Genomic DNA, 20,886 nt, shown 5'->3' on the forward strand with positions numbered 1-20,886 from the left:
TTAAATCTGTATTGCTTCTACACTGTTGCGACAAGCACGAATCACGCTAAGCGCAGCCAAAGTTGATGTTTTCGGGTTACTTGCTAACGGCACACCAACCAGTTCAATGGTCATTTGCCCAAAGCCACCTTCTGCCACGATGGTGTGTTTGTTTTTGTTGATTGTTGGATCAACGGTTAACTCGACCATGGTTTCATCCATTCCAAGCCCAGCAAGTGCAATCGTTGCAGCAACGTTGGCGTTTGCTGGAAACTTCATCGCAGCTTCACGAGCAGTTCCGGTAAAAAAGACCGTAGCTTCAGTCACATGATCTAGATCGACCAATTGCTCTGCATAACTCCCCTTCCAGCTTTTTGGACTTTTACAGCCTTTGTAAGTAACTTTTTGCAAGCCACCTTCTTTGGCTGCTGAAATACCGTCAATGCCAGCAATGGCACCTGCGAGTAAATGCAGATGGGCATTATTTTCTTCAGCTGTTTGTTTGAGCTGAATCAGAAAATCACTATCAGCTAAAGTTCCAACCGAAATCAGGCCTATGGTCCAACCTTTAGCCAAAACCTTTTGAGCATGTTCTTTCACAGCTGCTTGACCTGCCACCTCAATGACATAGTCTGGCGCACCATCACATTGCTCAATATCTGAAATCACCTGAATCTCTGAAGACACTTGTGATTGAACTTTTTCAACGCTACGAGACGGCACGACAATCCATTTCAGTTGCAAATCTTGAGGCAAGTGTGCATGCACTTCTGCTGCCATTGCGCCAAAACCAATCATCATCAACTTTTTCATGACAGCACCTGATATTTATAAATGTTTATTAAAACCACCTGAGACATCGAGTGCCGCACCTGTGGTGTACGATGCCAATGGAGATGCCAAGAAAACTAAAGCACGGGCTGGTTCTTCAGGACGGCCTAAACGCTGCATTGGAATTCCGCGGTTTTTAGCAATATTGCCTGTCCATTCTTCCCATGACTGGTTTAAGTCTGAGCGAGTTTCATAACGGCGTTTCCACTGCGCGGATTCGACCATTCCGAGTAAAATCGAGTTCACACGAACACCATACTGAGTAAACTCATGAGCCAAAGAGTGTGTCAGATTCAACAACGCAGCTCGTGCTGATGAAGTGGCAATCATGTGTGGCTCTGGTTGTAACGCCAGTAAAGAGTTCACATTGGTAATCGATGCATTTGCAGAGTGTTTTAAATCCTCAAGAAAAGCCCGTACCGGATGTAAAACACTGAAATACTTCAGCTCAATTTCTTTCATCCAGTCTTCATCTTGCGTATTTTCAAAGTTTGAAACGCGGCCTTGTCCAGCATTGTTAATGAGCATATCAACATTGCCCAAATTGAGTTTTACGTCTTTGGCAAATTGTTGAACTTCTTCTTTTTTCAACACATTACATGCTTTGGTAAAAATATTGGCATGCGGATATTTCTCTAAAATATAGAGTTTTGACGCATTCAAGCGCTCTTCATCGCGACCACACCAAGCTACTTTTGCACCCTCTGCAACCAGTATTTCAACAGCAGCCAGCCCAATCCCAGAGGAGCCACCCGTAACAACTGCAACTTTTCCTTCAACTTGGAAGCTCATAATCCTTAATCTCTCTTACGATTGTTCCTGAATCGTCAACATAATTTGGTTAAATGCTCGCGGTTGGTCGACATAACTTAGATGTCCTGCATCTTGGATGATGTAGTGCTGTTCCAACTGCAATTCCTGAGCAAGCTCTTGTATGCCTAACGCAGGAGTGATTTGATCTTGCTGCCCTGCAATCACTGTGCATGGGACTTGTAAATCTGTTAAATAATTACGTATTTCGTCATATGCGAGTAAGTACGATGCATGTGTGAATCCCTGTAGGGTCAACTGTTGCATCACCTCTGAAACTAAAGCCAAGGCTTGTGGTTCTTGTTTATAAATCAAATGAGGCCCACGGCTTTCTGCCATCCCTTTAGCGCCTAATTCTTTCAACATTTTTGGTCTTTTTTCAAAAACCTGAATTTGTGTTTGTTCGTCTTGACGTTGGTAGCCTTGAGCCAAATTGGCGATCACCAAATGCTCTACTTGTTCTGGGTAAAGTGCAGCAAATGCACTCGCCTGTAAGGCACCTAATGAGTGGCCAACAACAATTGCTTTTTCAATTTTTAAAACTTCAAACAGCGCTGCCAAACGCTTTGCATAATCGGTAGCATTCGGCTGATCAGTTAAAAGTTCATCTGATTTGCCATAGCCCGGTGCATCCCAGGCAATGACATGAAAATGATGAGACAGCACTTCAAGTTGGTTCACCCAAGAAGCAGAACCTGAACTAATGCCATGTAACAGCACGAGGTATTCGCCCTGACCGGCTTCTCGATATGCTTGTTGCTGGCCTTGCACAGTCACCGTTTTAACCGGAAATTCTGCTAACTTTTCAATGAGTGTCATCATTTTTATTCCTTTCCCTTAACTCACATCATCAAGCGCTTAACGTTTGATTTGAGACAATGGATGCTCTGGTGGATAGTTTGGAATCGTCGGTTTGCCTGTTCCCAACATCACACACATCAAGGCATCTTCTTGACCTGGGTTAAATAGACCACGGTAGATTCCCGGTGGAATTGAAATCAGGTCACGCTCTTTTAAACGGGTTTCGAATTTTTCGCCGTTGTGCTCAATGAACAAATCAATTTCGCCGCGAAGCATAAAGAAAACTTCTTCAACGTCGTGGTGAATGTGTAAAGGACCTTCACACTGAGGTGGCAACACCATGGTCGAAAACGTAAAGTTTTCTGCTGGTACAGTGTTACCGTCATTTGCAACACCTGTTGCACCTGTACCCATATAACGCATTTGTGCACGGCGGTATTTCGGGTCGTAATCTGCTTGGAACTTCAAAGCATCAAAGTCATATTTACGAGTTTCAAAGCGAGCAATACGCGTGTTTAACCAATCTTCTAAAGAAGCATTTTCTGGTTGTGCCCACGATTCGAATTGTTGTGTAGTCATTTTTTAAACTCCTATACAGTGAATTAATAACGTTTTAATAAAGGAACCAAGAAAAATGACCCGATGACAGCGACAGCAGCCAAGAAGGTAATTCCCAAATTAAAACTATGTGTTTGCATCACGATGTAACCGATAAGTACAGGTGCAATTGCACTTGCAAAATTACCTAAACCGTTAAATATTCCACCCGCAGTCGCCCCTACATTTGAGGTGGTTACTTTTGCAAGCAGAGCAAATACAGCGGCCACTCCAAAACCCCAAGCCATCGCACTTAAAGACATCGCTGCAATAATCAATAATGGCTCGGTCATGATGACCATCACATACATGAAAATGCCTGCGAGTAATAAACCGCTAAAGACTTGAATTGCGCGGCGGCCCAACTTGTCAGATAAAAACGCACCGATCACTTCGCCAATTAACATGGCAATGAATGGAAAGCTTGAATACATTCCAAACTCTTTGAGGTTGAAGCCTTTGTCTTGCATAAGATAAGAAGGAACCCAGCTATTTAAGCCCCATAAATAAGTCATCAATGCAATGTTAAAGAGACAAACCAGCCAGAATGCTCTATTGCTCAAAAGTACCTTGGTATTGGCAATATGGCCTTTGAAATTGGTACGTTTACTCTCGCCTTCAATTTCGACGGTTTTCTTAAGTTGCAAATTACGCAAACCAAAAACAATGCTGAAAATAGCGATTAGCGTTAACCCAGCCATCACAAAAAAAGTGGTGTGCCAGTCGTGGTGTGCTAAAACATTTGCAGTGATTGGGAACCCAAGGAATGCACCAATTGGTGTTCCAAGTAAGAACATGGTTGAAGCACGTGCCTGCTGACGGTCTGTGTAAGTCTGTTTAACAATGGTATAAGCCAAGGCAAATAACGGACCCTCTGCTAAACCTAATAGCACACGTAAAATCAACATGCCTGAATAACTGGTGGTGAACCCCATGCAAAACATGAGTAAGCCCCATGAAGTTACACTCCAAAACAGCATTTTCTTTGGGTTAAAAATGTCACCCAAAAAGCTTAGAAAAACTGATGAAAAACCATAAGCAAGCAAGAAGCTTGTCATGAGCCAGCCCAGTTTGGCCTTATTTTCATCAATTCCCATTGCACTTTGAAAATGAGGATCTGAAAATAAAACCGCAATACTAATCTTGTCGAAAAATGCCAGTACCACACACACCATAAGGACAAAAGCAGGTACCCAATGCTTTAATCCACTTTTTTCTTCATTACTCATGTGTCATTCCTTCGATTTGGTAATGAGAACCAGATTTAATGTTTACGGTTTTAACTTCATGACATTAAATTCAGAATCTTCTAAAAGTTTTGGGTCTAAAACAGTGTTGGCTTGCATCCAACGTTTTGCCAGTTTGACCAGTTTCGAATCATTAATGGCAATCATGTTGAGCAAACGATTTTCATGGTCCAGATATAAATAACTCACCTGATCTTCACCGCCTTGGCGAATCACTAACTCTTTCGTTTTTTCAGGTTGATACGTACCTAATATCTGGATATTAAAGTGGTATTGATCAGACCAGAGCCAAGGAATATCGGTATATTCAGTTTCAATCCCCAGCATCGACTTCGCTGCGGCAATTGCCTGATTTTGTGCATTTGCCCAAGACTGAATGCAATAGCCCAAACCCGGATGAATCGCGACATCGCCTGCGGCATAAATGTGTTGATCTGAAGTTTGTCCAAAGCAGTTCACCACAATGCCATCTTTCACATCGAGACCTGCATGGACACCGAGCTCTTTAGCGATTTCGGCACCCGCACCCACCACCACACAGTCAAACAACTGACTATTTTGTGGATGATTCACTACTTCAACTTTTTGATGAGGTGCTTCAACCAAATGTAGGCTCTTGCTGTCTAAATGAATTTTTGTGCCTTGGGTTTCATGCATATTTTTTAAAAATGCAGAGACTTCAGGACTCACGCTTCTTGCACATAAACGATCGCCATATTCAAAAATATGAACTTCTTTACCTTGCTTACGCGCAGTTGCCGCAATTTCTAAACCAATCCAACCACCGCCAATCACAGCGACATTCTTTGCATGCTTTAAAATTTCGGCCAAGCGTTCACAGTCATGCACATTACGTAAGGTCACAACATTTGGAATGAACTGCCATGTATTGACTGGTACACGAGCACGGCTTCCTGTTGCAATCAGTAATTTGTCATAGGGCAAAACCTGACCACTTTCTAAATGAACCTGTTTTTGTTCACGATCAACTTTTGTCGCAATTTCCGGTTTGTGCCATTGAACATTGAACTCTTGAACCTGCTCATTAGAAAACAGATTCAAACTTTCATAAGTTGCTTCTTTTGAAAGTACTTGCTTAGACAGTGGCGGACGCTCATAAAACACTTGATCTTCATTTGAAACCACGTGAATTTCGCCCACATAACCATTTTGGCGTAGTGTGCTTACTGCCCAACCCGCTGCCTGTCCGGCACCTACAATTACGATCTTTTCCATAGCCATCTTCCTTGTTCAGCAATACCTGTTAAACAGGCTTCACCTGACGGCGGGTTGTGTCATCAAGACCACCCTCAATCGCCCACTCGGTGAAAAGCTCTAGACGATGTTCTTCTACACGTGGTTGCCACTCTTCTGTCAAATAATCATCGTTGGTGTAATATTCAAATGCACCACCCAATGGCGAGTTGACGTACCAGAAATAAGCTGAAGAAATTGGGTGACGTCCCGGTCCAATAAAGGTTGACCATTCCGAACGATTCATATTTAAACCGCCCCCAATCACCTCATGGATATCACGTACGACAAAAGCAACATGATTTAGGCCAGCAGGTTTATTTGGAACACTGAGCAAGAATAAATCATGGTGATAACCTTTACCGCGGCAACGTAAGAATGCACCACGATTTTTGTAGGCATCAGACAAATGAAAGCCTACTTTTTCAATATAGAAATTTTCCGTTGCTGCTAAATCTGGTGTGAAGAACACGACATGTCCAATCGCAACAGGTTGACCTTTTTCATAGACAGGACTTGCTGCATTCACACGTTGAATATTGCCGTATTGGTTAATGCCTTCCGTTTTAAGTTCTTGAACATCTTTAACAAAACTTTGTTCAAAACGAATGGTCATGCCATTTGGATCAAGGCACTGAACTGTATTTTCAGAACGCTTAAAACCATTTACATCAGCTAGGCGGCCTGCCAAGTCTTCAATGTCTTGAGCATGATCAACACCCCACGTAACTTCACGTAAAGTTGAACCTTGCTCAATCGCAGGTGGCAAACGGTCATCATCACAATTAAATAGATAAATCTTGCTACCATTTTGAGTCTGATATAAATCAGTGCCTTCAATATCAGAAACACTTTGGTTTAAACCAAAATCTGCTAAAAACTTGTTTGAAGCGGCTCTATCTTCAACTCCAAACTTTAAAATCTCGATCCCTGTAATCATTTGACTACTCCTTAGTTAAAGACAAAACCGCCATTGACCGGAATATTTTGACCTGTCACAAAAGAGGACAAATCCGACAGTAGATACAATGCTGTTCCATTTAAATCTTGTGGAAGTTGCTGACGCTGAATCGCTCTTCCGTTGACATATAAATCGTGACGTTCCTGCGGTACATATTCAGTTGCTTCAACCAAAGTCAGACCTGGAGACAATGTGTTGACACAGATATTGAACTGTCCTAACTCTCTTGCCATCGAACGTGTCATGGCAAAAATTGCACCTTTACTTGCCACATAAGCCATCAGGTTCGGGGCACCCCATAAAGCAGTATCTGATGCAACATTCACAATCTTGCCAGCAGTCGACTGCTTTAAGTTTGGAATACATGCCTTACTGATTAGCCATGTGCCTTTTACATTAATATTCATGACCCGATCCCAAAGTTCAGGATCGTAATCAATCATATTTTTTCCGCCTACATTAGTTGCAAGCGCTGCACAGTTCACAAGGCCATCTAACCCTTTTAACAGCTCAACACTTTTTGCTACCGCATTTTCAATCGAGGTCGCATCGGCAAGGTCAACGGTGACCGCATGAACATGGAGTCCTTGTTTCTGTAACTCTTGTGCTTCTTGCTGAACGAGCTCAGACAAAATATCGGCCATTACAACTTCAGCACCAGCTTCAGCAATCGCTTGAGCGAAATCTCGCCCTAAACCACGTGCAGCACCAGTCACTAAAACTTTTTTGCCTTGCAGCAACGCTACATTAGCCATGAGCTTCTTCCTGCATCTCGATACGGTTTGATGCATTTAGCGCAGCAATTTTCTTTAATTGCTTTTCAGCTTCTTTCTTCATTAAACGGCGTAAACGTGCAAGACCCACATCGTGTTGATATAAGAATTCTCTTTCACGAGCATTTGGTGCAAGGTTTTCTAAAATAATGCGGTCTTGTTCCAACACATCCCAATGCAACTGTTCTAAGTGATTGCGATATAAGAAACGCCATACATTGCGTTGCCAGCCACTTACTTTACGGCAGCGCCAGAAGAATACGCGGGTATTGTTGGCATCAATTGGCGTTGCATAACCCACAATCCAGAACTCGCCACCCGGACCAAATTGTTTACGGTACGGAATTGAAAGACGTAACCAACTTGCACCTGTAGAGCCGTATTCAACCCAGTCAAAGTTCACACCAGTTTGGCCTTCTTTTTCAAAAACAAAGCCATTATCAGTTGTACGGTGCTTCATCTCTGCGGTACGTTCACCATCTGCCATCGAGTGCGATGTCGCGTGTAAATAGGTCCCGTGCATTGGGTCCATCACGTTATCAATCGCGTATTGATGGTTTACTTTCCAGTCGGCTTGGCAAAGGAACGCACTCCACTCTTCGCTTGCAAGTTGTTCTGGGAACTCAAGCAGTTTTGGCTGTTCATTTACATCGATACCAAACCAAATAAAAATTGCGCCATGCTGTTCACTAACTGGATAGCTTTTTAAGCATTTGGTTCCTGTCATTGGACATTCGTGAACGGCTGGTACATCTGCAACCACACCATCAGCACGAACTTCAACACCGTGATACCAACAAGCAACTCGATCACCTAAGTTCCAGCCTAACGAAAGACGAGCACCACGGTGCGGACAGCGGTCTTCAAGTGCGTGTACCTGACCTTCGGCATCACGCCAAACCACAATGTTTTCACCCAAACGGGTAATTCCGACCGGATTGGCAGCCACTTCCCAACTTGCTAAAACCGGATGCCATTGATCACGTAAACCGAGTTCTAAATATTCTTCAGTGCTTTGTGAAGCTGATACGATTGCGTTCATTTTATTCTTCCTTGAATTAATAACCTAAACGTTGCATTTCTTCTGTAAAGCTCGCAGAAGTCCATTCATCACCAGATTCACAGCGGAAACCCTGCTGATTAAGTGCAGAAACAACGTCATCTAATGCTGTTGCGCCTGCAGAAAATGCCTGAATCAAGTTCTTTACAAAGTCTTGTTCGTAGACGGTTGGTTCTTTATAACGTGTTTGCCAAACCAACAATTCAGATTGACCAGGAATTTGAATATTGTTGATACCTGCATCGGTTGCCGGCGTTGCATGAATCCAGCTAGCCAACTTTTCATTAAATGTCTTCATTGTTCTGCTTCCTTGTACATGTGAGGACTAGAGTTGAATTTGAATATCTTGTCCTTCAACACGAACTGGGTACGTACATAGGTTTCTACATCCCGGTCCACTTTTTAGCTCACCTGTCTGAATGTCAAAAATTGCTTCGTGCAATGGACATTCGACAGTTTGATCTTCGATAAATCCTTCGGTTAATAAGGCATATGCATGAGGGCAAACATTTTCAATCGCAAAGTAATTTTCATCGACGAAAAATACGCCAATTTTCTTCCCTTCAATTTCGATGGCTTTCGGCTCATCTTCGCTAACGTCACCCTGCTGACAAATTGAGATCCAACTCATACCTTGCGTCCTCATTTTGTTTTATATACAAAACATAATTTGATTTTCAAAACATGAGCTAAGCATAATACCCTTGATCATTTTTTGTCAAAGTAAAAATAAATAGATAATTCATTGGTTTAATAAATTTTAAATATTTTGTTACGTTTCAAACAAGAAACAAAGTTTTAAATATAAAAATTGTTTTATGTATTTTTAACAATTACAATAGTTCTAAAATAAAGCAGCATGCCCCAAATTGAACCTTGTTTTATTTATAGGAAAATGACACGAATGAGCCTAACAATTGAAGAAGATTCGCAAGAATCAGAAACAACAAAAAATGATGATCGATATTTAGTACCCGGTCTTGTACGGGGTTTAGCCATCTTGCAAGCATTTAACCAACAAGCACAAGAAATGACGATTACAGAAATCGCTGAAATTTTAGAAGTGAACCGTTCTAGTGCATTTCGTCTAATCTATACGCTCGAATCTTGTGGCTATTTAAGAAAAGCTTCTCAAAAAACTTATGCGCTTGATTCAAAAGTCATGGAGTTAGGTTTTAACAGTTTATCTAAACTTTCATTGCTCGATTTATCGACGCCTTTAATGAAAGAACTACGTGATCAAACCAAACTTGCCGTACATCTTTCTATTTTAGAAGGTACGCACATTGTCTTTGTAAATAATATTCAGTCGATGGGAACCTTCACGAGCAACATTAGCTTAGGTACTCGCTGGCCTGCTCATGCAACCGTGATTGGTCAAATGTTATTATCTGATTTACCTGAAACTGAAATACGTCAGCGTTACCGTAACTTTGATGATTGGGATAGTTTTTCTGAACTGACTCCAACCAATTTAAAAACCTTATTGCAAAGATTAGTTTATGTAAAAACACAAAAAACGATGGTGAGCTGGGGTCATTATAATCATGATATGGCAGCCTGTGCGGCACCTATCTTTAAACAGTCAAATGGCAAAATGGTAGCGGTTATCTCTGTGAGTTGCCCAATTACAACTTATGATGAAAGAACATTTAAAGAAGATATCGCAAGCCTAGTCGTTGAAACAGCAAACAAAATTTCAAAATTTATTTATTAAAAAAAGCGACGTTAAGTCGCTTTTTTTGCAATTTTATTTCACAAATTAAAAATTACGCTTAAATACGTTCCCATTCATATCTTGAAAAATAAGTGCCGAATGGTTTTCTTTAATATCAAACTTTAAATACTGCTGTTTAAATTGTACAACGGCATAAAATTCTTCAGCACCGTCATCTAACCCTGTAGCAGACACCTGAGTACCTTGTGGAAAATCCTTGAGCCATTCGGCATTATAAAAATCTGACACTGAATTAAATTCACAATATTTTTCTGGCTCTGCCATTATTTTTGCGGCAATTTGATCAAACTGTTGCTGTTTATATGTGACTAAATTCAGGATCATAGTTATTCTTAAAGTTTAATCATTAACAGTCATCAATAGAGTACGTATAGTAGTGTAATTTTCCATTACGAAAATAAAAGTGTAAACCATCATTACTGCCTTCCCAAGGGTATAGAGAGTAAGTATGATTTTCAGATATATCTATCTGCTTACCAAAAAACTTTTTAAACTCATTCTCGGTAGTTAAATGATTAAATAATCGAGAACCATACTTTAGACCGTTCTGCTGACTTACATATACTTTATCTAAAGATCCCGTAGAGATTATCACTCCATCGCCATATACCCATTGATCGGGGAAATAACCACCATTGCATTCATCAACCTCACCTTTAATAACTTGCTTTGGTTTTTTCAGGTTATTTAAAGGAATATCAAAACCGTTCAATATTTTACCATGCCATAAAGGTTTAATATTTACTTGTGCATAAGAGGTAGTTGCTACTAAAAAACCAATACAAAATAAAAATATATGAGTTAAATTTTTCATAAAAATCCAGAAATTAATTATTTAAAAGTTTTGTGCCTTACTCTTATTTATGATCAAACCTTTTTGTTTGTCTTTCATAATAATTAAGGGAGATCCAACTTTTGTAGTTTTGGTATTATCCAAATATTTTTTCTTCTGTAAATAAATCTGTTTGTCTTTAATAAAACTATCTATGGAAGTTTCATCATCCGTATAATAAGAAACATCTTGTGTATAAATATTTGACCAGGCCGCTATCCAAAAAATAATAAAATTTCCACCACGCTCCTGATAATTGTCTATTGCAAAGGTTTCAGAATCAATTTTATGTATAGTCTGACCTGCTTTTACCGAGCTGATTTAAAGGTACAGTATTAACCTGAGCATTTGCATATCCAGAACAAAGAAATAAACAAAAAAAAAGTTTTTTTAAAGTATGAGTCATCAAATAATTTCCAAAGAGGATTATTGTTTTAATATTTTCTCATAAATTAAACAGATTTTTTCAGATCTATATTATCAATCTGCTTTCTTTTAACCTTTTCCCATTGATACCAACCATAAGCTGCCATTAGAACAAAGGCTGCATATAATCCTGCAGTTAAAAATAAATCTTTATAGATAAACATACCTACATAAATAATATCAACGAACACCCAAAGTACCCATGTTGCAATATGCTTACGACTAGTCCAATAGGTTGCGAGTAAACTAAACGCTGCAAGTTGCGAATCAAGCATTGGGACAGCTGCATCGGTAAAGTTTTTAAGAATCAAACCAAACAGCAAGCCACCTACCGCCGCAATAATCATTTGAAAAATTGCTTTTTGAACTGCAATCGGTTCAATACGAATGTCATGATCTTGCTGCTTTCCCTTAAACCAGTAGTAAAAACCATAAAAATTTACGACCATAAAAAAGAACTGCAAAATCGTTTCACCATAAAGCTTAAATTCGTAGAACAAATAAGCATATAAAACAAAGGCAAAGAAATTAAACAGCCAACACCACATGTTCCTAATAACAGTTAATCCAACTCCAATTAGGCTAATCAAGACTGCAAAAATTTCTAAAGGTGACATAAGAACAGCTTCTTATAGAGATCAATTCGACGAGGTATTATGAGAAAAATATCAAGTTAAGCAAACTGCTAATTTGAAATCAAAAAATCTGTGGTTCGTGCTTGAATATAATTTGTACTTTTCTATTTCTGTGTTATAAAAATATCACCTGTATTTTAATATACTTATCATGTTTTTATCTAAAGCCCATCTATGTCTGGTTCACCAACTATATGCCTTAGAGGTCAATGTCTCTATGGCCGATTGGCGACGTCCTTATTTTGGACAATCTGGCGCTTTGGATGAGAAAATCAAGATATTCCATTTGTAATATACCCCCTGATTTTCATAACAAGCCGCCATAAAACGCGGCTTTTTTTATGACCTTTTAAAACACAAAAACCAAACTTTCTGGAGCTTTATATGAAGCCATTATTTGAACAACAGAGTATTTCTACCCCGCAGACTCAGCCGGCTGTAGCACCCTCTTTAACTCCAACTCGCCTCGCTACAGCCGGCCAATTTATTGCTGTCGTCATTATTTGGTCACTTACCCCACTCGCAGCCGTCTGGACAGTACAAGAAATTCATTGGGCATGGGGGTTATTTATTCGATTCAGTTTGGCGATTCCAATCGCCTTACTCTGTCTACGATTTTTTCGTTTAAAACTTATCTTTAGTAAAAAAGCCATCTTAAGTTATTGTGCCGGAGCCATTGGTTTATTTGGTTCTATGGCTTTTTGCTATATGGGTGCAGATAAAGTCCCCTCTGCCATTATTTCAATTATTTACGGTACTTCTCCATTAGTGTCTGGACTCATCAGCTCTTTTTTATTCGGACGTGAACGTTTTTCGGCATGGCAGTGGCTTGGGCTGGGCATCGCTCTTGTCGGGATGAGTTTTACTTTAGGGTTGTCTTCATCAGGTTTTCAGCTCAACCGCATCGGTATTATGTTAGAGCTGATTGCGATGCTGTTTTATGTATTATCGACTTTTGCCGTAAAATCTGTTGGTGCGCATATTCCTCCAATTACACAAATGACAGGTGCTACTCTTGTTTCATGGGTCGGTTATATATGTCTGTTGCCTTTCTTTTGGTCACATCTTCCAACTGAATTTCCAAGCCTTAAAATTTCAATAGCGGTGCTCTACAGTGCAGTCTTTTCATCTGTACTTGCCATGATTTTTTATTATCAACTCATCAAAGTCCTACAACCGACCACTGTGTTGCTCATTACCATTATTACCCCAGTTTTAGCTACATTTTGGGGAACATGGTTCAACCATGAACAGCTCAGCTCACATCTTATTTTAGGTTTAACCCTGTTATGCTTAGGATTACTGATGTATTCACGTCGTCCAACATAATGTTTTACAACCTGATTGAGGCCACTCATCAGGTTATTTTCCCCCTCATATTTATATTAATCTTAAGAATAAAAGTTTAGTTTTATTTTGACCCTTGCTTCTATTTTTGTTTACGAAGTAGTCTATAAATTGTATTTGACAGTTTTCTAACGAGCGTTTAAAAACTTATTAAAGACAAATAAAGGACATCAAGACATGTCAAATCAAGAAGGAAAAGTTAGCCGTGAAACTCGCGGACATATTTTTTTAATTGGACTAGATCGGGCAGCAAAACGTAATGCCTTTGATAGCCACCTGATTAAAGATTTATCACTAGCGCTCACCGAATATGAAAATAATGATGAGCTGCGCTGTGCAGTAATATTTGCCCATGGTGAGCATTTTACTGCTGGTTTAGATCTCGTAGAGTTACAACCTAAGCTTGCTACAGGTGTTTTTGATTTTAGTGATGAAGAAGTGAACCCTTGGGGCACTGTGGGTCGAAAACTGAGTAAACCTTTAATTGTTGCGGTACAAGGCTATTGTTATACCGCTGGTATTGAACTCTTTCTGAACGCAGACATTGCTTTAGCAAGTGAAAATACGCAATTTGCCCAAATGGAAGTCCAACGCGGCATCTTACCTTTTGGTGGGGCAACAGCACGTTTTACTCAAGCCGCGGGTTGGGCCAAAGCCATGCGCTATTTACTGACAGGTGACCCTTTTGATGCAAAAGCCGCCTTGGATATGAACCTGATTACAGAAATATGCCCTGAAGGTACGGAGCTCAACCGTGCCATCGAGTTAGCTGAACATATCGCTCAAGCGGCTCCTCTAGCGGTGAAAGCCACCCTTGCTTCTGCACGTGAAGCCATCAATGAAGGTTATCAAGCTGCATTTAGCCAGTTACAAAATCATCTTCATCCCTTATTAAAAACTGAAGATGTACAAGAAGGAGTTTTTGCCATGTTGCAAAAAAGACCTCCTGTTTTTAAAGGTAAATAACTTTTATCAAGCAAGAAAAATAAAGAGAAAAGCAATGCAATTAGCAACTCAAACGAACGAACAGCTTAGCCAAAATGTACAATTTTCAGCTTTAGATGGCTATCAACTCTACGGCACACGTTACTTTACGACGACAGCAGCTAAAGCCAATATTGTCGTTGCTGGAGCAACAGGCGTCCCACATGAATTTTACCGTCGCTTTGCTGAATATATGACGCAATATGGTTATCAAGTATTCACCTTCGATTATCGAGGTGTGGGGAAATCGAGTCCAAAATCTTTAAAAGGATTTGATATGTCTTATTTAGACTGGGGACAATATGACTTAGCAGGTGCTATCGAATATTTATCACAAGAACCCCTACCTCTTTTAATGGTGGGTCATTCTTACGGCGGTCACGCATTAGGGCTATTACCTAATCATGAAAAATTATTGGCCTGCTACACGTTTGGCACTGGGGCTGGCTGGCACGGCTATATGCCGCTTAAAGAACGTTTTAAAGTTCAAGTGGTCTGGAATATTGTGTTTCCTCCTATCGTCGCTGTGACAGGTTATTTGCCTTGGAGCAAATTTAATATGGGTTCTGACTTGCCATTAAATGTGTATAAACAATGGCGCAAGTGGTGTAAAAATCCTAAGTATTTTTTTGCTGACCCAGAACAGCAACATTTAATTGAACAATATGCTTCTGTCAAAACACCAATTTATGCAGTGTCCGCCCTTGATGATGACTGGGCTTTGCCAGCTTCTTGCCGTGCATTTATGCAACATTATCGACAAGCTCCAGTCACATACATCAGCCTTCAACCTCAAGATGTTTCAATGAAAGCAATTGGGCATATGGGCTACTTTAAAAAAGGCGCCGAACACATCTGGAGCAAAATCCGCACTACTTTTGATGATTTGGTACAAGCCTGATTTATGTTTTGGATAATTTAAGATGAGACCGCAAAAACTTGCGAAAGAAGAATTGCTCAAGCACTGTGCTTTGCAGTTTAAAACCTATGGTTACGCCAGCACCAGTATGGACATGCTGGCAAAGGCTTGTGGCCTAACCAAAGCTTCTTTTTATTACTATTATCCAAACAAAGAAGCACTATTGCTTGAAGTGCTCAATAGCACTCATCAGTATTTGATTCATTCTTTATTTGGAAATACGGTAAATTCTGAACTCTCAGCCATTGAACGGTTTGAGCAAATGCATGAGCGTGCTATTCATTTTTTTACACAAGGTGTTAACGGCTGCTTAATAGGTATCATTTCTATGGAAGCAGCATATGGCTCACCTAAAATTTTAGCCAAAATACGCAGCATTTTTGAGGACTGGCAACGTGCGATCCAGTCTATTTTTGCGAAGAGCCTTGCCCAAGATCAAGCAGAGATTTTAGCAAAACAAAGTATTGCCGATTATGAAGGTGCGATCTTGATGTACCGTGTCACCCATGATGAGTTTTATATTAATCAAGTCAAACAACGTATTCTTGGATTTCTCAGTTCATAAAAAATAAAGCCCACTTCAAGTGGGCTTTATTTGATTAATAAGGCTTATTCAACTCTAACGATTTTACCTAGTTCATCGTGGTGAACGACTGTAATTTTTTGGCTACGACCCTGCTCAATTTCATGTTCAGGTAAATCAAAATAGCGTGCATAATCATCAGTCTGTTTCATTTTAAGCGCACTACCACCGACACGACGCTCCGGTAGCACATGGCTCCACAACAATAAACAAATTGCACAAGCAATTAATGCTGTAAGACCATGCTCAATTCCTACACCAAAGGCACTAAATAAACGGTGTACCAAATGAGTTTTTTGTAGTTCAACCAATAGCCATACAAACACGAACGGACGCCACAACAACAACCAAACCGCCCACATCATGGCTGTGCTTGTTGTAGAAGCATAGCGTTTATGCCATGGTAATTGACGGCGTAAATCAATAATCAACGAATCTGTCTTCATTTCTCTCTTTACCTAACGAAGTGCTGTGGTTTTTCCCCAGACATCAATACAGCACGATCTTTAAAATCTCATGACTCTCGCATTTCATCTAACGAATGCCCCGATCCGGGCTCACCCAACGTGCTCGTTTCTCGTCTCCACGTCGTAAGACTTTTGGAAATGCCACAATGGTTGCCGAAATCGTAATTAACCAAAAGACAAGCGGGTACCAAATCATCCAGAAATAATTTTTTCCTAGGTTTGGTTCATAACGACTATCCATCCATTTGCTTAAAGCAAACTGAATTAGACAAGTTGCCCCCAATAAAATGCCGCTACCATACGGTAAAAATGGAGAGCTCACAACGGCTAGTGCTGGTAGTGGTAAAATAAAATGCGCCAACCACAATACAGCCATCGCTAGCATTAAATATGACCATACTAATGTTAAGCAAAGCTCAAACATTAAAGGCCATAAAAAATTCAATTTTGGCTTGGTGAACACATCAATATTTTTAATTAATACTTGTGCACCACCCATTGCCCAGCGTAAACGTTGTTTCCACAAGCCATTTAAGGTTTCAGGCATTAAAATCCAAACCAAGGCATTCGGTTCAAACTCAATATCCCAACCTGCACGCTGTAACTTCCAAGTAATATCGATATCTTCAGTCAACATATTGGGTGACCAATAGTCGACTTGGTGAACGGCGCTTTTACGAAATGCCGTAATTACACCTGATACAGTAAACAAGCGACCAAAGGTACGTTGTGCACGTTTAATCATGCCTACAATCGAAGAAAACTCACCGACCTGAATACGCCCTAATAAAGTTGAGCGAGTGCGGATACGCGGGTTTCCAGTAACCGCAGCAACAGTCGGATTTTCAAGAAAATGACGAATCATCCACTTTGCTGCATGTGGATCAAGTAAAGCATCACCATCAATACCAATTAAAAACTCGGCATCGGTCATTAAGCTTCCGGCTTGCAACCCCATGGCTTTACCTTGGTTTTGAGCCAAATGAACAACACGCAGTTTTTCATGTTGTTCAGCTAAACGGTCGAGTACTTCGCCTGTATTGTCTGAGCTACCATCATTAATCGCGATGACTTCAAAGTGAGGATAGTCCAGTTTTAAAGCATGGCTAATGGTTTCTTCTGCATTATCCCCTTCATTAAAACAAGGAACTAATACAGCGACTTTTGGATAACTTTCTAATGGAGCTGGTTGATCGTAAGGCGGAGCCTGACGTTCTTTCCAATAGAAAATGATCGCACCCATCATCCATAAATACGACATGAATAATGGGTAATAAAAAACGAATTTTAAGGCATGCGACCATATTGCAGCAAAGATTGTCATGTTTCAGCCTCGTCTACGGCACAAGACGAGATGATTTTTCAGCAAATGCTTTATGCATTACGTCAACATCCGGATGATCTTTAATTGGGTCATCTGGGTAATATCCGACATGCATTACACCTTGCTGATAAAGAGAATGAATTGTTGCTGCCATTTCAGCTGAAGGTACCTTTTCGTTTTTACGCCAGTCGGTTGCCTGTAATTCAAAAACAGTTTTCTTGATGCCATTCGGGTATTGTTTTACCCGATCAACCATATCTTTATAGAATTGATCAGCATTATCAACTTGTTCCATATAAGGCATTGCCATAATAGCTGTAAAATCATAACGCTTTAATGACTCTTCAAGAGATTGAGAGTACCAATTTTCCGCATATGGTTTTAAAGCAACTTGCGCATATAAATTGCGTGCGGTGAGCAAGAAAGGTTCATATTGTCGCACGTCATCAACGAGCTGCATTGCAAAATCATCTAGATATTTTGTCTTATATGCAGTCCATTTCTGTAAGTCTTGATCGTTTTCACGGATTTTTGCTAAATCTGTTGGCAAACCTTGCTTCGCATAAGCTTTTAAAGCATCAGGACTTGCATCTTCATAGTCTGATAAGGTGACGTCATCGTGGAATAAAATTCCATTAAACGAAGATGATTTAGCCAAATCTTGATAAATTTCACGAATCGTTTGACGCGCTTCTGATGAGAATGGACTTAAACGGATATAACCCATATTGAGGTGTTCACCAGCTTTTGCCTGCTGAGTCACCACCAAGTCTTTAGAAACAGGATCAGTTTTTGGTAATTCCCACGCCAATAAAGGCATCCATGCATAAATACGGCTAACAGGCGTACGCGTTTGAATTTGCCATGCAACACGGTTAAACAAATCTGCACGCATTGGAATATGACGGTTTGGGAAATAAACCATATCAGCAGAACCATTCGCATCTGGATCTGAAAATGCCTGTAAATAAACTGTATTTACACCCATGCCATTAATTCGATCTAACAAGTGTCCTAAATTACGCTCTTGTTGTTTCGGGTCTGGATCATAAATATAGTCCAGATCAATATGCATGATTTTTTGCGGACGATTATTATCCGTTAAATTTAATTCACGGTTTTTAATTTCCTGAGCTAAATCATCAGTTGTCATTCCGCCTTCTACCAAAATACGGCTCATATTTTGTAGAGATTGTTTTGCATGGTCTGCCCCATCATCAAGCGTAATGGTCACTGGCATGCCTAATTTTTTTGCAATTTGAACAGTCTGCATATTATAGCGACCATATGGCCACACCATAATACGTGGTGAACGTAAGCCATGCGCTTTTAATAAGTCATTATTCTTTTTCAGATCGTTATAAATACGTGCCTGATATTGTGCATCGTTCTCATATGTTTGTGTTTTAACATCATAAAAACGTGTGGTCGCAGCAGGTTCAGAGTTGCCTTGCGGGTTTCCTGTAATACCACGATGCAAATGATAGCTATGATTCGCGATTTCGACTAAACCGCTGTCTTGCATCTCTTTAAGCTCATTCCAGCTCAAGATCTTATCTCGAGAGATTTCCTCGCCAGAGAAGTCAACTTTTTGACCAGCTTTTGGTTCTAACCATGAACCGACTACAGCCAAAACAACCGGAATCTTTTTTGCTTTAATAACAGGATATGCATTTTGATAAAAAGACTGATAACCATCATCTACGGTCAATAATACTGGCTTAGTCGGCAGTTGATATTTGCCTTGATGTGCACGAATTAATTGATCAACGGTAATAAAATGGAAACCATTCTTTTGCAACCATTCAACGTGCTATGTAAATTGTTGAGTCGTTACCGCATACTCAGGAATCATTGCATTTTTTGTATCAGTAATTTCATGATAGCCAATGACCGTAAGTGTTGAAGCATCAATTTTTTGTGGTTTAGCCAATGCCATACCAGACATGCCAGTAAGGGCTAATCCAAGCGTAAGATTCAACAAAGGAGATGCAAAGCGGATAGTCATGAAATAGCGTCTCAATAACAATATAGATTATTTATGTGAAATTTGATGTTAGGACGCAAACTTTCTGAAATTTGGTCTTAATATCATCCTGCCCACAAATGAACAGTTTTTCAGTCAGCATTTATAATCAAATAACCTGAAAATAAGCTTAAATATTCAAAAAGCTAAAATATAAATTATGAATGTATTTATATTTAAAGCTCATATAAACAAGAAAGCCCCCTAAAGGGCTTTAAGTTTTTCGCTAGTCACGGGTTTTGACATCGAATAATTCAATTTCAAAAATTAAATTAGAATTGGCTGGAATAATCTTACCCATTTTACGCTCACCATATGCTAAATGAGCAGGCACGATTAATTTACGTTTACCGCCAACTTTCATTCCCATAATGCCTTGGTCCCAACCTTTAATGACACGGCCTGTTCCAATCACGCATTCAAAATAATTACCGCGGTCGATTGAAGAGTCAAATTTTGTACCGTCTTCTAACCAACCTGTATAGTGAGTGGTAATCAAAGCGCCTTTAACCGCTTCTTTACCTTCACCTACTTTTAAATCGATAATTTCTAATTCATTTGACATCGTTTTACCCCTTAACCTCAATCTTTTACCTACAACTGGTGCCTAGTGTACCAATTGAATCTGTCGAATTTGTTGTGCTTTTCTATTTTACTGTAACTGGCTCCACACCACATTTGCTTGCCCCTTATCACCTAAAAGAGTCCATTCTGTGTCCATAACATTTAACTGTAGCTGCATGGTACGTTCACAGAGTTGTTCTAGCTCAGCTGTGCTTGCAGGTGCAATTTGCCAAACCTGAACGTTACTTAACGTTTTAATTTTGCTATTTCTCTTCCACCACTCTTCGACTTGTGTACCATACACAACAATCGCAACTTTTTTACAGCGTGCACTCGCCTTTTTAACTTTATCTTCAGATGGCAAACCGACTTCAATCCAAGTTTCCAATTGACCCGTTAAATCTTTTTGCCATAATGCTGGTTCATCAGTTTCAAAAAGATCTTTTGTAAACTCAAGCTCATCACTTGCAAAACGGGCAAAAGCCATCAAACGAACCATTAAACGTTCTAAAGTTTCCGAAGGATGCAAGGCAAGCGTCAGTTGATAATCACCATAAATATGGTCATCCATATTGGCAATATTCAAGTCTGCCTTATAAATTGTTGCTTTAAGCGCCATGATTAATATGTTCCAAAATTTGGCGCTAAGGATACTCGATTTTAGCTAAAAATTATAAAAAAACTGAGTAATGCAAAACATCGCGATGGTGAAATTTGCATATTCTTCC

The 20,886-nt window shown here is 39.8% G+C and carries 23 protein-coding genes and 1 pseudogene; 5 read left to right on the forward strand and 19 right to left on the reverse strand.

All coding sequences use genetic code 11. The features are described 5' to 3' along the window. From F936_RS14540 to F936_RS14590, 11 genes are read right to left on the reverse strand one after another with little or no spacing between them, the layout of a single operon-like run. On the reverse strand, positions 1-792 hold the full coding sequence (locus tag F936_RS14540) for an aspartate dehydrogenase (RefSeq protein ID WP_003653106.1): 792 nt from the start codon (positions 790-792) through the stop codon (positions 1-3). Positions 793-807: 15 nt separating this feature from the next. Further along, complete coding sequence (locus F936_RS14545) at positions 808-1,602, reverse strand: SDR family oxidoreductase (protein WP_003653108.1); 795 nt, start codon at positions 1,600-1,602, stop codon at positions 808-810. 15 nt (positions 1,603-1,617) lie between these two features. Further along, positions 1,618-2,442 carry an alpha/beta fold hydrolase gene (locus F936_RS14550; protein ID WP_005048436.1) on the reverse strand — a complete coding sequence of 275 codons (825 nt, stop codon included), beginning with the start codon at positions 2,440-2,442 and terminating at the stop codon, positions 1,618-1,620. A 36-nt stretch (positions 2,443-2,478) separates the two neighbouring features. Next, positions 2,479-3,000 carry a cupin domain-containing protein gene (locus F936_RS14555; protein ID WP_004641730.1) on the reverse strand — a complete coding sequence of 174 codons (522 nt, stop codon included), beginning with the start codon at positions 2,998-3,000 and terminating at the stop codon, positions 2,479-2,481. A gap of 23 nt (positions 3,001-3,023) precedes the next feature. Next, on the reverse strand, positions 3,024-4,247 hold the full coding sequence (locus F936_RS14560) for an MFS transporter (protein WP_005048439.1): 1,224 nt from the start codon (positions 4,245-4,247) through the stop codon (positions 3,024-3,026). 42 nt (positions 4,248-4,289) lie between these two features. Beyond that, a complete protein-coding gene (locus tag F936_RS14565; protein WP_004641727.1) occupies positions 4,290-5,501 on the reverse strand; it encodes an NAD(P)/FAD-dependent oxidoreductase in 1,212 nt (403 codons plus the stop codon). A 28-nt stretch (positions 5,502-5,529) separates the two neighbouring features. Further along, complete coding sequence (locus tag F936_RS14570; RefSeq protein WP_005048442.1) at positions 5,530-6,459, reverse strand: VOC family protein; 930 nt, start codon at positions 6,457-6,459, stop codon at positions 5,530-5,532. A gap of 11 nt (positions 6,460-6,470) precedes the next feature. Continuing rightward, complete coding sequence (locus F936_RS14575; protein ID WP_005048445.1) at positions 6,471-7,235, reverse strand: SDR family oxidoreductase; 765 nt, start codon at positions 7,233-7,235, stop codon at positions 6,471-6,473. Beyond that, on the reverse strand, positions 7,228-8,295 hold the full coding sequence (locus F936_RS14580; protein ID WP_005048447.1) for an aromatic ring-hydroxylating oxygenase subunit alpha: 1,068 nt from the start codon (positions 8,293-8,295) through the stop codon (positions 7,228-7,230). Before F936_RS14580 ends, F936_RS14575 begins: the two co-directional genes overlap by 8 nt. 16 nt (positions 8,296-8,311) lie before the next feature. Continuing rightward, positions 8,312-8,611 (reverse strand): recombinase-like helix-turn-helix domain-containing protein, encoded by a 300-nt coding sequence (locus F936_RS14585; protein ID WP_003653124.1) that lies wholly within the window; start codon positions 8,609-8,611, stop codon positions 8,312-8,314. A gap of 27 nt (positions 8,612-8,638) precedes the next feature. Beyond that, positions 8,639-8,944: a non-heme iron oxygenase ferredoxin subunit gene (locus F936_RS14590; protein WP_003653126.1), complete on the reverse strand. Its 306-nt coding sequence runs from the start codon at positions 8,942-8,944 to the stop codon at positions 8,639-8,641. Positions 8,945-9,217: 273 nt separating this feature from the next. Between F936_RS14590 and F936_RS14595 the strand changes: the two genes are divergently transcribed. Next, positions 9,218-10,030 carry an IclR family transcriptional regulator gene (locus F936_RS14595; protein ID WP_005048450.1) on the forward strand — a complete coding sequence of 271 codons (813 nt, stop codon included), beginning with the start codon at positions 9,218-9,220 and terminating at the stop codon, positions 10,028-10,030. A gap of 45 nt (positions 10,031-10,075) precedes the next feature. Here the strand turns inward: F936_RS14595 and F936_RS14600 are convergent, their stop codons facing one another. The 3 genes from F936_RS14600 to pnuC form a co-directional block, all read right to left on the reverse strand. Then, complete coding sequence (locus F936_RS14600; protein ID WP_005048453.1) at positions 10,076-10,375, reverse strand: hypothetical protein; 300 nt, start codon at positions 10,373-10,375, stop codon at positions 10,076-10,078. A 22-nt stretch (positions 10,376-10,397) separates the two neighbouring features. Next, on the reverse strand, positions 10,398-10,865 hold the full coding sequence (locus tag F936_RS14605) for a hypothetical protein (RefSeq protein ID WP_005048455.1): 468 nt from the start codon (positions 10,863-10,865) through the stop codon (positions 10,398-10,400). Positions 10,866-11,335: 470 nt separating this feature from the next. Then, a complete protein-coding gene (pnuC, locus tag F936_RS14615; protein WP_005048460.1) occupies positions 11,336-11,926 on the reverse strand; it encodes a nicotinamide riboside transporter PnuC in 591 nt (196 codons plus the stop codon). A 402-nt stretch (positions 11,927-12,328) separates the two neighbouring features. Here pnuC and F936_RS14620 point away from each other — a divergent pair, with 402 nt between their 5' ends. From F936_RS14620 to F936_RS14635, 4 genes are all read left to right on the forward strand, one after another. After that, entirely contained in the window at positions 12,329-13,273 is a 945-nt protein-coding gene (locus F936_RS14620) for a DMT family transporter (RefSeq protein WP_005048462.1), read from the forward strand. A gap of 195 nt (positions 13,274-13,468) precedes the next feature. After that, positions 13,469-14,257 (forward strand): crotonase/enoyl-CoA hydratase family protein, encoded by a 789-nt coding sequence (locus tag F936_RS14625; RefSeq protein WP_005048465.1) that lies wholly within the window; start codon positions 13,469-13,471, stop codon positions 14,255-14,257. A 34-nt stretch (positions 14,258-14,291) separates the two neighbouring features. Beyond that, positions 14,292-15,176 carry an alpha/beta hydrolase family protein gene (locus F936_RS14630; protein ID WP_005048467.1) on the forward strand — a complete coding sequence of 295 codons (885 nt, stop codon included), beginning with the start codon at positions 14,292-14,294 and terminating at the stop codon, positions 15,174-15,176. 22 nt (positions 15,177-15,198) lie between these two features. Then, positions 15,199-15,759: a TetR/AcrR family transcriptional regulator gene (locus F936_RS14635; protein WP_005048470.1), complete on the forward strand. Its 561-nt coding sequence runs from the start codon at positions 15,199-15,201 to the stop codon at positions 15,757-15,759. Positions 15,760-15,803: 44 nt separating this feature from the next. On the opposite strand, the gene pgaD is transcribed toward F936_RS14635, so the two are convergent. The 5 genes and pseudogenes from pgaD to F936_RS14660 form a co-directional block, all read right to left on the reverse strand. Beyond that, positions 15,804-16,223 carry a poly-beta-1,6-N-acetyl-D-glucosamine biosynthesis protein PgaD gene (pgaD, locus tag F936_RS14640; protein WP_005048472.1) on the reverse strand — a complete coding sequence of 140 codons (420 nt, stop codon included), beginning with the start codon at positions 16,221-16,223 and terminating at the stop codon, positions 15,804-15,806. 88 nt (positions 16,224-16,311) lie between these two features. Beyond that, positions 16,312-17,568: a poly-beta-1,6-N-acetyl-D-glucosamine synthase gene (gene pgaC / locus F936_RS14645; protein WP_005048474.1), complete on the reverse strand. Its 1,257-nt coding sequence runs from the start codon at positions 17,566-17,568 to the stop codon at positions 16,312-16,314. A 13-nt stretch (positions 17,569-17,581) separates the two neighbouring features. Next, positions 17,582-19,576: pseudogene (pgaB, locus tag F936_RS14650) on the reverse strand (poly-beta-1,6-N-acetyl-D-glucosamine N-deacetylase PgaB). Between the two features lie 244 nt (positions 19,577-19,820). Beyond that, positions 19,821-20,159 carry an FKBP-type peptidyl-prolyl cis-trans isomerase gene (locus tag F936_RS14655; protein ID WP_002117532.1) on the reverse strand — a complete coding sequence of 113 codons (339 nt, stop codon included), beginning with the start codon at positions 20,157-20,159 and terminating at the stop codon, positions 19,821-19,823. Positions 20,160-20,246: 87 nt separating this feature from the next. Beyond that, the gene (locus tag F936_RS14660) at positions 20,247-20,777 is read right to left on the reverse strand and encodes a YaeQ family protein (protein ID WP_003653147.1); all 531 of its coding nucleotides are present in this window, start codon (positions 20,775-20,777) and stop codon (positions 20,247-20,249) included. Between the last annotated feature and the right edge of the window lie 109 nt (positions 20,778-20,886).

The sequence above is a fragment of the Acinetobacter calcoaceticus DSM 30006 = CIP 81.8 genome (genome assembly GCF_000368965.1).
GTDB lineage: Bacteria > Pseudomonadota > Gammaproteobacteria > Pseudomonadales > Moraxellaceae > Acinetobacter > Acinetobacter calcoaceticus.